11 protein-coding genes are annotated in these 12034 nt (G+C 71.3%); 8 read left to right on the top strand and 3 right to left on the bottom strand.

The window, feature by feature from the left end; translation table 11 throughout:
- Positions 1-14 precede the first annotated feature (14 nt).
- Positions 15-575 (bottom strand): MarR family transcriptional regulator, encoded by a 561-nt coding sequence (locus ABZ823_RS30560; RefSeq protein ID WP_361666088.1) that lies wholly within the window; start codon positions 573-575, stop codon positions 15-17.
- Between the two features lie 101 nt (positions 576-676).
- Between ABZ823_RS30560 and ABZ823_RS30555 the strand changes: the two genes are divergently transcribed.
- A complete protein-coding gene (locus ABZ823_RS30555) occupies positions 677-1483 on the top strand; it encodes a class III extradiol ring-cleavage dioxygenase (protein WP_361666087.1) in 807 nt (268 codons plus the stop codon).
- Positions 1484-1508: 25 nt separating this feature from the next.
- Here ABZ823_RS30555 and ABZ823_RS30550 read toward each other — a convergent pair whose 3' ends face one another.
- A complete protein-coding gene (locus tag ABZ823_RS30550; RefSeq protein WP_361666086.1) occupies positions 1509-2027 on the bottom strand; it encodes an N-acetyltransferase family protein in 519 nt (172 codons plus the stop codon).
- A 170-nt stretch (positions 2028-2197) separates the two neighbouring features.
- On the opposite strand from ABZ823_RS30550, the gene ABZ823_RS30545 reads away from it, so the two are divergent.
- The gene (locus ABZ823_RS30545; protein WP_361666085.1) at positions 2198-3196 is read left to right on the top strand and encodes a sigma-70 family RNA polymerase sigma factor; all 999 of its coding nucleotides are present in this window, start codon (positions 2198-2200) and stop codon (positions 3194-3196) included.
- 476 nt (positions 3197-3672) lie between these two features.
- Positions 3673-4350, top strand: coding sequence for a TetR family transcriptional regulator (locus ABZ823_RS30540; RefSeq protein WP_361666084.1), 678 nt, complete (start codon positions 3673-3675; stop codon positions 4348-4350).
- An 87-nt stretch (positions 4351-4437) separates the two neighbouring features.
- Here the strand turns inward: ABZ823_RS30540 and ABZ823_RS30535 are convergent, their stop codons facing one another.
- A complete protein-coding gene (locus ABZ823_RS30535; RefSeq protein WP_361666083.1) occupies positions 4438-5412 on the bottom strand; it encodes a YafY family protein in 975 nt (324 codons plus the stop codon).
- Positions 5413-5599: 187 nt separating this feature from the next.
- Between ABZ823_RS30535 and ABZ823_RS30530 the strand changes: the two genes are divergently transcribed.
- The 5 genes from ABZ823_RS30530 (at position 5600) to ABZ823_RS30510 (ending at position 11943) form a co-directional block, all read left to right on the top strand.
- Complete coding sequence (locus ABZ823_RS30530; RefSeq protein ID WP_361666089.1) at positions 5600-7051, top strand: MFS transporter; 1452 nt, start codon at positions 5600-5602, stop codon at positions 7049-7051.
- A gap of 275 nt (positions 7052-7326) precedes the next feature.
- Complete coding sequence (locus ABZ823_RS30525) at positions 7327-8088, top strand: DeoR/GlpR family DNA-binding transcription regulator (protein WP_361666082.1); 762 nt, start codon at positions 7327-7329, stop codon at positions 8086-8088.
- Positions 8085-9038 (top strand): 1-phosphofructokinase, encoded by a 954-nt coding sequence (pfkB, locus tag ABZ823_RS30520; RefSeq protein ID WP_361666081.1) that lies wholly within the window; start codon positions 8085-8087, stop codon positions 9036-9038. Before ABZ823_RS30525 ends, pfkB begins: the two co-directional genes overlap by 4 nt.
- A gap of 178 nt (positions 9039-9216) precedes the next feature.
- The gene (locus tag ABZ823_RS30515; protein WP_361666080.1) at positions 9217-11337 is read left to right on the top strand and encodes a fructose-specific PTS transporter subunit EIIC; all 2121 of its coding nucleotides are present in this window, start codon (positions 9217-9219) and stop codon (positions 11335-11337) included.
- A 318-nt stretch (positions 11338-11655) separates the two neighbouring features.
- Positions 11656-11943: a hypothetical protein gene (locus ABZ823_RS30510; protein ID WP_361666079.1), complete on the top strand. Its 288-nt coding sequence runs from the start codon at positions 11656-11658 to the stop codon at positions 11941-11943.
- Positions 11944-12034 lie beyond the last annotated feature (91 nt).

Raw genomic sequence — 12034 nt, 5'->3', positions numbered from 1 at the left:
GGCCGTCATCCTCATCATCGGCCTGGCGATCCTGACGCTCCGCGGCCTGGAGGGTGCCCTGCAGCACGTGGACGGCTACGACAGGGCAGGTCCGCCCCCGCCTCCTTGGGCTGAAGTCCCTCCGCGATCAGCGACATGATCTCGCCGAGGGACTTCTGCTGCTCCGGGGTGAGCCGGTCGAACAGGGCCTGGCGCACGGCCGCCACATGACCGGGCGCGGTGCGGGCCAGCACTTCGTAGCCCTCGTCCGTGAGGACCGCGAGCTGCCCGCGTTTGTCGGAGGGACAGTCCTCGCGGCGCACCCAGCCGTTCTTCTCGAGACGGGCGACGGCGTGCGAGAGCCGGGAGCGGGTGATCTTCGCCCCTATCGCCAGTTCGGTCATCCGCAGCCGTCTGCGCGGCGCCTCGGCGAGCTGGACGAGCAGTCCGTAGTACACGTGCGGCATGCCCGCGTCGCGCTGGAGCTGACGGTCCAAGTGGTCCTCCAGCAGGGTGACGGCGTGCATGTACGCACGCCAGGTGCGCTGCTCCTCGTCGGTGAGCCAGCGTGTGTCCTCAGCGGGTGCCGTCTTCATGTGCTCCACTCTACGAGCCCCTTCTTGAAACTTAAACAAGTCCGCGCTACCCTCGGAGAGCTTGACTTTTCAAGCAAAGCTGTTCGGAGGGAGCCGCCCCCATGTCCGCCGTCACCGAGGAGCGCACCGCGCCCCAGCGCATGCCCGCCCTCTACCTGAGCCATGGTGCGCCCCCGCTCGCCGACGACCCCGTGTGGCCCGGCCAGCTCGCCGCCTGGTCCGCCGGGCTGCCCCGCCCCAGGGCGGTCCTCATGGTCTCCGCCCACTGGGAGGAGGCCCCGCTCGCCCTCGGCGCGGTGGAGACGGTCCCGCTGGTGTACGACTTCTGGGGCTTCCCCGAGCACTACTACCGGGTGACCTACGCCGCCCCCGGCGCCCCGGAGCTCGCCGACTCCGTACGGAAGCTGCTGCGCGCCCCCGGCGTCCCGGTCCAGGACTTCCCGGACCGCGGCCTGGACCACGGCGCGTATGTGCCGCTGGTCGAGATGTTCCCCGAGGCCGACATCCCCGTCCTTCAGATCTCCCTGCCGACCCTGGACCCGGTCAGGCTCGTCGAGATCGGTCGCAAGCTGGCCCCGCTGCGCGACGAGGGCGTCCTGATCATCGGTTCCGGCTTCTTCACGCACAACCTGGCCGCTCTGCGGCACGCCGGCGGGGGAGTGCCCGGGTGGTCGGCGGAGTTCGACGACTGGGGCCACCGCGCTCTGGAGGCCGGTGACATCGACGCCCTCCTCGACTTCACCGGCAAGTCCCCGGCGGGCCGGCTCGCCCACCCCCGCACGGAACACTTCGCCCCGCTCTTCGTGGCGCTGGGCGCCGCGGACGCCATGGGAGAGCTGGACACACAGAGGTCGGTGATCGACGGGTTCTGGATGGGGCTGGCGAAGAGGTCGGTGCAGTTCGGCTGAGGCCCGCGCGGCCGTTCCCGCGCGCTCACAACTCCTTCTCGTACCAGGCCACGTCCCAGTACCGGCCGAACTTGCGGCCCACCTCCCGGTAGGTGCCCACATGCCGGAAGCCGAAGCGTTCGTGCAGGCGCACGGACGCTTCGTTGGGCTGGGCGATGCCCGCGTAGGCGCGGTGGAGGTCCTCGCCCGCGAGTGCCGCGAAGAGGGCCCCGTACAGATGCGTGCCCACACCGCGGCCCGTGGCGTGCGGGGCGAGGTACACCGTCACCTCCACCGAGGTCGCGTAGGCGGGCTTGGCGCGGAAGCCGCTGGATGTGGCGTACCCCAGAACCTCCTGTGACTCCCGGTCCACGGCAACCATCAGCCGGTGCGGCCCGTCTTCAGGGTGGGAGAGCAGCCAAGGACGTCGCTCTTCCGGCGTGAAGACCGCGGTGTCGAAGGTGACGGGCGTCTCGCGTACGTAGTGGTTGTAGATGTCCGTGAGGGCCCTGAGGTCGCCCTCGACGCCCGGCCTGACCTGCACCTCTGTGCCTTCCGACGTCATCCTGCCTCCCGGTGGCGGCACAGGGTACTGCATGATCAGAAAAATCGAGGGGCAGGTTGGGAATTCTGTCCGGATTGCAGTCGTTGTTTCCTTCGGACGCAGGGCACCCGGAAGGGTGTCGAAAGCGCCACAGGACCCATCCGCCAGCCCACCATCGCAAGGGAGCACGCATGGCAACCCGTGCCGTCGCCCGTCGCCAGGCCGCCGAAGGCGAGACCGTCGACGCGGCAAACAGTGTTCGCGCCCATGGCGGCGAGATCGCCGATCGCGACCTGGTCGGCATGTATCTCGACGAGATCGCGCGTACACCTCTACTCGACGCCGCCAGGGAGGTCGAGCTGTCCCAGATCATCGAGGCCGGTGTGTTCGCGCGGCAGATCCTCGACGGCGAGGAGGAGGCCAAGGCGGATGCCACCCGTGAGGAGCTGGAGGCCTTGGTCGCCGAGGGCGAGCGGGCCAAGGACGTCTTCATCCGGTCCAATCTGCGGCTCGTCGTGGCCGTCGCCCGGCGCTATCCGCGCAGTGGCCTGCCGCTTCTCGACCTGATCCAGGAGGGCAACGCCGGTCTGGTGCGTGCGGTCGAGAAGTTCGACTACCGCAAGGGCTTCAAGTTCTCGACCTACGCGACCTGGTGGATCCGCCAGGCCATCACCCGGTCGATCGCCGACCAGTCCCGGACCATCCGGCTGCCCGTGCACCTGGTCGAGGAACTGGGCCGGATCCGCCGCGTGCAGCGCGAGTTCAACCGCGAGCACGGCCGGGACCCCGAGCCCGCCGAGATCGCGACCGAGCTGGACTCGACGCCGGAGCGCATCAGCGATGTCCTCGACTGGGCCCGCGACCCGGTGTCGCTGAACATGTCGGTGGACGACGAGGGCGAGACCCAGTTCGGCGACCTGCTCGAGGACACCTCCGCGGTGTCGCCGGAGCAGTCGGTGATGACGCTGCTGCGCAGCGAGGAGCTGGACGACCTCATCGGCCGGCTCGACCAGCGCACCGCATCGATCATCAAGATGCGATACGGCATCGAGGACGGCCGTGAGCGCACCCTGACCGAGGTCGGCAAGGAGCACGGTCTGACGCGTGAGCGGATCCGGCAGATCGAGAAGCATGCGTTGCTGGAGCTGAAGAAGCTGGCCCGGGACACCGGGTTCGACGCGGCGGCGTAACGCGTCCGCGGGGCCGGGGCGTGAAGCCGGCCCCGCCGCGCCGGGTCGTGCGACTTGGCGCTGTTGCGTCGCTTCAACCCGCCGGGTCCGGGGCACAAGACCTCCGGGCCCTCTCACGCTCGGGCCGGACCCCACGGTCCGCGCCCGCCTGAGCCGAGTCCCGACGCCCTCCCCCCGGCGCCGGGACTCTTCCCGAGCCGGGCTCCGGCGCCCCTCCCCCTGGTGCCGGGGTCCGGCTTCGCCCTGCTCACGGGCACGTCGACCGGGTCGCCCCGGACCTGAACCCCGGGGCGGCCCGGATGGCAGATTGTGCCACAGCGGCATAACCTGCCGTCGTGACCGGTACCAACCGTACGAGCGGGGCCTCCTCCCGTCGTACGACGCAACAACCGGGGGCGCGTCCGCGGACGAGCGGCGTACCCCTGCGCACGACGAGCGCGATACAGACAGCATGCGCGACAAGGGCGACAAGCAGCATGCATGACAAGCACGACAAGCACGACAAGCGCGATAAGCCCGAGAAGGGCGAGTCGCTGATCGAGCGCCGCAAGGCGGCGACCCGGATGGAGATCGCCCGGGCCGCCGCGGGCCTGTTCATGAAGAACGGCCTGCGCGCCACCCGGGCCGAGGACATCGCCCGCGCGGCCGGTGTCGCACCCCGCACCTTCTACCGCTACTTCGCGACCAAGGAGGAGGCGCTCGCACCGCTGTTCTCCGAGGGTGCCCACCGATGGGCGCAGGCGGTCCGTGAGGCACCCGCCGGACTGACGGTCGCCGAGGCCCTGCACCATGCGGCGGTGCACACCCTGACCCCGGGCGTCGGCGTGTCCGCGACCTCTCTGGAGTGGGTCCGCACCCTGCTGCGCCTCATCGACACCAATCCCGCGCTCACCAAGGTCTGGGCCGAGATCTGCCAGGCCGCGGAACGGGAGCTGGCGGAGGCGCTGGCGGTGCGGACAGGCAGGGGTGACGACGCTTCAGCCGCCGTCACCCCCGCCCTGCGCTTCGCGGCCGCCATCGCCGGAGCCGCCGTCCGTGTGGCCGTGGAGACCTGGGCCGCGGGCGACCGCCCCGCCGACGGCCCCCAGGGACCCGCCGATCTGGCCGTACGCAATCTCGAGGCCCTCGGGGACTTCGCGTGGGGGACCGGCTGACGGCTCACGGCGGGTCTTCCACCGTCTCTTCGCGGCTGGCTCAGACCGGCGAAGGAGGTTTGAGCGGGGGCATCTCACGCTGTCCTCTCATGTCGGCCCGGCGTTCGCCGCTCGGCTCAGCCGTGCTCCCAAGTCACGGACGCGGGCGATGAGTTCGGGCGGCCGCTGGACGGTGAACGCGCAGTCCACCATGGCCAGCCGCACCGCGAGCCAATCCACCGAGTCGCTCGCCGTGCCGCGCAGCCGGCAGCGCCGGTCGCCGAGGGGCTCGGGCGCGTCGAACCAGCGGGGCAGGCGCGCTGCCACGAAGTCCGCGGGCGCGTCGAAGGTCGCCTCGAACTCGTAGGTCTCCTGGCGCCGGTACATCGACTGCCGCAGATACTCCGCCGCGCTCTGGGCCGGCAGCTCGCGCGGCGTGAACCGCGCGCCCGTCGCCAAGGGCGCGGTGACCCGGTCGACGCGGAACGTACGCCAGTCGTCGCGTCCGAGGTCGTAGGCGACGAGGTACCAGCGGCGTCCCGTCGACACCAGCCGGTACGGCTCGGTCAGGCGCCTTGACTCCGTGGCGTCCTTGGCGCGGTACGCGAATCGCAGCCGCTCCCGGCCCGCGATCGTCGAGGCCATCACGGTCAGCGTCTCCGGTGCGATGCTGGGCCCGTCGCCGCTGGTCAGCGCGGTGGTGGCGGCCTGGAGCGTGGACACGCGGTGACGCAGCCTGCCGGGCAGAACCTGCTCCAGCTTGGCCAGGGCCCGCACGGACGCCTCCTCCACGCCCTCGACCGCGTGCCCTGCTCCCGCGCGCAGTCCGACCGCGATGGCCACGGCCTCCTCGTCGTCGAGCACGAGCGGCGGCATGGCCTTCCCGGCGACCAGCCGGTACCCGCCGTCGGCCCCCTTGCTGGCCTGCACCGGGTAGCCCAGCTCACGCAGCCGGTCGATGTCGCGCCGCACGGTGCGCCGCGACACCCCCAGCCGCTCGGCGAGCTCGCCGCCGGGCCACTCGCGAGGCGTCTGGAGCAGGGACAGCAGCTGGAGGAGCCGAGCCGGGGTGTCAGTCGTCATGACATCCAGGATGCCGAGTATTAGGACACGTTCTGACCTATAGGGGCCCTACCTTCGGAGCATGACCTCCACCGACAGCACACTCAGTACCGAGGCGGCCGACGCGCACCCGGCCGATATACACCCGGCCGACGCGCGCTCCGGCGGCGCGAGCGACCGGCGTCGCTGGTTCGCACTCGCGATCATCATGGCGGCGGCCTTCATGGACCTGGTCGACGTCACGATCGTCAACATCGCCATCCCCTCGATCCAGCGGGAGGCGGGTGCCTCCTTCAGCCAGATCCAGTGGATCACCGCCGGATACGCGCTCGCCTTCGCCGCCGGGCTCATCACCGGTGGCCGGCTCGGCGACATCCACGGCCGCAAACGCCTCTTCCTGATCGGCATCGGCGGTTTCACGCTCGCATCCGCACTGTGCGGCTTCGCCGTGAACCCGGAGATGCTCGTCGCCTCGCGGATCCTCCAGGGCGCGATGGCGGCGATGATGGTGCCGCAGGTGCTGTCGATCGTGCACGCCACCTTCCCGGCGCACGAGCGGGGCAAGGTCTTCGGTCTCTTCGGCGCCATCGTGGGACTGGGAGCCGTCTCCGGACCTCTGCTCGGCGCACTGCTGACCGAGTGGAACCTGTTCGGGCTCGAGTGGCGCCCCATCTTCCTGATCAACCTGCCGGTCGGCATCGGGGCGTATCTGCTCGGCCGGCGTTTCATCACGGAGTCGAAGGCACCGCGGGCTCTACGCCTCGACCTCGTGGGAGTGGCCCTGGTCACGCTCGGACTGCTGATGCTGCTCTACCCGCTCACGCGCGGCCGGGAGCTGGGCTGGCCGCTGTGGGGGTACGCGTCGATGGCGGGTGCGCTGGCCGTGTTCGGGGCGCTGGTGGCGTACGAGCGGCGCAAGGCCTCCCGTGACGGCTCCCCGCTCGTCGAACTGTCGCTGTTCCGGGTGAAGAGCTTCGCCGCGGGCATCGCGGTGCAGACGGTGTTCGGGATCGCCCTCGGCGTCTTCTTCCTGGTCTGGACGCTGTATATGCAGGTGGGGCTGGGCTGGAGCGCCCTGCGGGCCGGGCTGACGGGCGTACCGTTCTCGCTCGCGGTCTCCACGGCGGCCGGGATGTCGGTGCAGAAGCTGGTCCCCCGCTTCGGGCGCAAGGTGTTGCAGGCGGGCGCGCTGCTGATGGCGGCGGGTGTGCTCCTCTACATCGCCGAAGCTCACCGCTATGGCCTGTCCATCGCCTCCTGGCAGATGGCGCTGCCGCTGGTGGTCATGGGCGCGGGCATGGGTCTGATCGTCGCGCCGCTGACGGACGCGGTCCTCTCCGAGGTGCCGCGCGAGCACTCCGGTTCGGCGTCGGGGCTGATCAACACGGTGCAGCAGATGGGCAACGCGCTGGGCCTCGGCCTGGTGTCGGTGGTCTTCTTCGGTGAGATCGACGACCGGCTCGCCCCCGCCGAGGTGGGTCCGGCCTTCGCGCACGCCTTCCAGCACGCGCTGGGCTGGGTCGTGGCGGTCATGGTGGTGATCTTCCTGCTGATGTTCGCGCTGCCGAAGCGGCCGGCCCAGCACGTGGAGGGTGGGGAGCCGGGGCCGGAGCCGGAGTCCGAGCCGGAGGGCGTCGAGGAGCGGGTGCTCGTCTCGTGAGGCCGTCGAGGAGCGGGTGCTCGTCTCGTGAGGCCGTCGAGGAGCGGGTGCTCGTCTCCTGAGGCTGCGGGGCCGGTCGGCGCCCGGAGGGTCGCGTTCCCTGCGCGCCCGCCGGGCGCCGACCTGTATGCATCGCGGCCCACCCAGCTGCGGCCCGTTATGACCGCGCCCGTTTGTGTCCGTTCCGATGCCCGAACCTGTTTACTTTTCGGAAATGCCGTCGTAGCCTCCGCAGTGAAGTCACACGTTCGGGCACCAGTCGGAGGCGAACGGACATGTACGCACCGGAGCGGCAGCAGGAGATCCTCCGGCTCGCCCGTGACGGCGGCCGGGTGGACGTGGTGTCGCTCGCCGAGGAGTTCCAGGTCACGGCGGAAACGATCCGCCGCGATCTGAAGGCCCTGGACCGCGCCGGTCTTGTGCGCCGGGTGCACGGCGGTGCCATACCCGCCGGGCGCCTGGACTTCGAGCCGGACCTCGCGGAGCGGGAGACCACCGCGGCCGACGAGAAGGACCGGATCGCGAAGGCGGCCGTTGCCGAACTGCCGCAAGAGGGGACCATGATCCTCGACGCCGGCTCGACCGTCGCCCGGCTGGCGGGGGACATCCCCCTGGACGCCGCCCTCACCGTCGTCACCCACAGCCTCCCCACCGCGGCCCGTCTCGCGGACCACCCCGGCATCCAGCTCCATCTGGTCGGGGGGCGCGTACGGCACCGTACGCGCGCCGCCGTGGACGCCTGGGCGCTGCGCGCGTACGGAGAGATCCGCGCCGATGTGGTGTTCATCGCCGCCAACGGCTTCTCCGCCGGCCATGGACTGACCACGCCGGACCTCGCCGAGGCCGCCGTCAAGCGGGCCGCGATCCGCGCCGCACGCAGGGTGGTGCTGCTCGCCGACTCCTCCAAGCACGGCCAGGAGCACTTCGCCCGCTTCGGCGATCTCGGTGATGTGGACCTGCTGATCACCGACAGCGGGCTGAGCCCCGAGGACGCCACCGCGATCGAACGCGGCGGAACGGAAGTAGTGCGCGCATGATTCTCACCGTCACCCCGAACCCCTCTCTCGACCGTACGTACGAGGTCCCGTCCCTCGACCGCGGCGAGGTCATCCGGGCCACCGGCGAACGCATGGACCCGGGCGGCAAGGGCGTGAACGTCTCGCGTGCGGTCGCGGCGGCCGGACAGCGCACGGTCGCCGTGCTGCCGCTGGGCGGGGCGCCGGGCGCGCTCGTCGCCGAACTGCTCCACGACCAGGGCATCGACGTGGCGCCGGTGCCGATCGCCGGCGCCACCCGGTCCAACATCTCGGTCGCCGAGCCCGACGGCACCCTCACCAAGATCAACGCGCCCGGACCCGAGCTCTCCTCCGCCGAGGCCGAACTGCTTCTGGAGACGGTCCGCGAGCGGTACCGCGCGGCCGACACCCTGTGGATCACCTGCTGCGGCAGCCTCCCACGCGGCCTCGCCCCCTCCTGGTACGCCGACCTGGTCGCCCGCGCCCACGCCGCGGGCGCCCGGATCGCGCTCGACACCTCGGGTCCGGCGCTCCTGGAGGCGCTGCGCGAGCGCCCGGACGTGGTGAAGCCGAACGCAGAGGAACTCGCGGCGGCCGTCGGGCGGCCCCTAGCCACTGTCGGCGACGCGGTCAAGGCGGCCGAGGAGCTGCGCGCGATGGGCGCGGACGCCGTGCTCGCAAGCCTCGGCGCGGACGGGCAGCTGCTCGTGTCCGACGCGGGCGTGTGGTTCGGCAGCGCGCGCGTCGACACCGTACGCAGCAATGTCGGCGCCGGTGACTCCTCCCTCGCCGGTTTTCTGATCGCGGGCGGCTCGGGACCCGAGGCACTGGCGTCGGCCGTCGCCCATGGGGCCGCGGCGGTCCAGCTGCCCGGCAGCGTGATGCCGACGCCGGCCGATCTGGACCCCTCCGCCGTGACGGTCACATCGGTGGTGCCCGCGGACCGCGCTCTGACGGAGCCGGTGTCATGAGCGCGCACCGCGCCTCCCCGCGACCGCGGCGGCACCCGAGCGCTCCCGCCGAAGCCAGGGGGAGGCGGGGTTTCCCCGGCCCCGCCTTCCTCTTCCTCCCTGTACCACCCCCCTGCACCACCGTCCCCACCAGCGCCCGTCCCACCCCCGGGGCGATACGCGTGCGAAGGAGCCCGCGATGAGCGAGTTGATCACCGCGGACCTGGTCGATCTCGACCTGTCCGCTGACACCAAGGAAGCGGCGGCACGTGCCCTCGCCGAGCGGATGGTGGCCCAGGGCCGGGTGACCGACCTGGAGGGCTTCCTCGCCGATGTGGCGGCCCGCGAGGCGCAGATGCCGACAGGCCTCGACGGCGGCATCGGCATCCCGCACTGCCGCAGCGAGCACGTCACCGAGCCGACGCTCGCCTTCGGGCGCAGCGCGCGGGGCATCGACTTCGGCGCCCCGGACGGCCCGGCCGACCTGATCTTCCTGATCGCGGCCCCGGCGGGGGCGGACGACGCGCATCTGACGATCCTGTCGTCCCTCGCCCGCCAGCTGATGAACGCCGAGTTCACGTCCGCGCTGCGTGCCGTGGACGACGCCGGGGCCGCCGCCGCGCTCATCCGCGGGGAAGAGCTCCCGGCCGCCGCGGCCACCCCTGAGGACTCCGCGGCGCAGTCGGACGCGGCAGCCTCCGCCGATGCCGCCGCGGGCACCACGGCGCCGGTGCCGGACAGTACGGCGCCGGTGCCGGCTGCGCGCGGCGAGGAGGCGGCGGCCCCGGTGCCGGGCGCCACCGACGCCCTTGCCGAGCGCCCGTTCCGTATCGTCGCCGTCACCTCCTGCCCCACCGGCATCGCGCACACCTACATGGCCGCGGAGTCGCTGGAGAACGCGGGCCGCGAGGCGGGCATCGAGGTCGTCGTCGAGACACAGGGCTCGGCCGGCTTCACCCGGCTCGACCCGGCCGCCATCGAGGCGGCGGACGGCGTGATCTTCGCCCATGACGTGCCCGTACGGGACAAGGACCGCTTCGCGGGCAAGCCGACCGTAGACGTCGGCGTGAAGGCGGGCATCAACCGGCCCGCCGAGCTGATCGCCGAGGTGCGCGACAAGGCCGCGCGCGGCGAGGTCACCGCGGCGGCCGGCGCCCCCGCGACGCCGGTGGAGCGCGCCGGTGACTCCGGCGAGGGCTACGGCACCAAGCTGCGCAAATGGCTGATGTCCGGTGTGAGCTACATGGTTCCGTTCGTCGCCGCGGGCGGTCTGCTGATCGCCCTCGGGTTCGCGATCGGCGGCTACAAGATCAACAAGGCGCCGTCCGTCATGGAGCACTTCGTCTGGACCCAGACGGACAGCTGGGCCGCGCTGCTCTTCCAGATCGGTGTGGTCTCCTTCGGCTTCCTGGTCCCGGTCCTGGCCGGCTACATCGCCTACGGCATGGCGGACCGGCCGGGCCTCGTACCCGGCTTCGTCGGCGGCTCGATCGCCCTCACCATCAACGCGGGCTTCCTCGGCGGTCTGGTCGCCGGTCTCCTCGCCGGCGGCGTGGTGCTGGCGATCCAGAAGATCCACATCCCGGCGGCGTTGCGCGGCATCATGCCGGTGGTGGTGATCCCGCTGATCTCCTCGGCGGTCGTCGGATTCCTGATGTTCGTCGTCGTCGGAAAGCCCATCGCGTCCGCGCAAAAGGGCCTGACCGACTGGCTGAACGGTCTGACGGGCACCAACGCCGTCCTGCTCGGCGCACTGCTCGGCCTGATGATGTGCTTCGATCTCGGCGGACCGGTCAACAAGGTCGCCTACACCTTCGCCACCGCCGGTATCGCGGTCTCCGAACCCAGCGACTCCGCGATGAAGATCATGGCCGCGGTGATGGCCGCCGGTATGGTCCCGCCGCTGGCGATGGCCCTGGCGACGACGGTCCGCGGCAGGCTCTTCACACACACCGAGCGGGAGAACGGCAAGGCCGCCTGGGTGCTGGGTGCCTCCTTCATCTCCGAGGGCGCGATCCCGTTCGCGGCGGCCGACCCGCTGCGCGTGATCCCCTCGTCGATGGTCGGCGGAGCGCTCACCGGTGCCCTGTCGATGGCCTTCGGCGCCACTCTGCGCGCCCCCCACGGCGGCATCTTCGTGGTCCCGCTGATCGGCAACCCGTTCCTCTACCTGGTCGCCATCGCCGCCGGCGTGTGTGCGACCACGGCCCTGGTGGTGGTCCTGAAGGGCCTGCACAAGCAGAATCCCGAGGGAGCGGCCAAGGGGACCGGCGCCGCCATGACGGCCCCGTCCGAGAACCAGCAGCCGGTCGCCGCCTGAGCGGACGCCGCGCCACAACACACGTCGGCCGCAACCCCGGTGAGGGGGTCGCGGCCGACACGCGTGCGCGGCAGCGGCGGTTCAGGGGCGGTCTCGCACTTGCCGGTCTTGGCCCTGGCAAGAGACCCGGTGCCTCCCAAACTCATCAACACCACCCGTCCGGGGAACGGGGCGCCTCCCAAACTCATCGACAAGCGACGTCACCAATGCTCGATAGAGCCACTCGTCCTGCTCGTCTTACTCATCCTGCTCGTCGTGTATGCGAGATGCGCCACGGTACGAGGTCAAAGGTCCGGATCGTGGTGTCTACTTGGATTCATGCCTGCGCATGTTTCGACCTTCCAGCTGTTGGGTGTGTCCGCCCTCGCCCTGGTGACCGCCGTCTGGATCGGCCGTGTGGGCCGCGCACTGCGCCGCCGCCGCTTCGAGGGGGCGGCCCGGCGGTACGTCCGTTCCGAGGACGCCGTCCGGCGACACCGCGAGACGCTCGGGGCTCTGCCCCATCAGCCGCAGTCGGGCCCCGAGCTGGAGAGCGTCGAACTCACGCCCGCCGAACAGGACGCCTTCGCGGGCCTGATGCAGCAGTTCCGCGAGGGGCGCTCCTAGGGCCTGTACGGAGTCGTGATCAGTGACTTGGCTGAAGGCTGCGGATCCAGATGACGGCGCCTCGTAAGTGGAGTCCGGCAAGGTAGCTCTC

This window comes from Streptomyces sp. NPDC047079 (assembly GCF_040643755.1).
Classification (GTDB): Bacteria; Actinomycetota; Actinomycetes; order Streptomycetales; family Streptomycetaceae; genus Streptomyces.
Note: the sequence above shows the minus strand (reverse complement) of the source record. Positions and strands in the feature narration are given on the sequence as shown.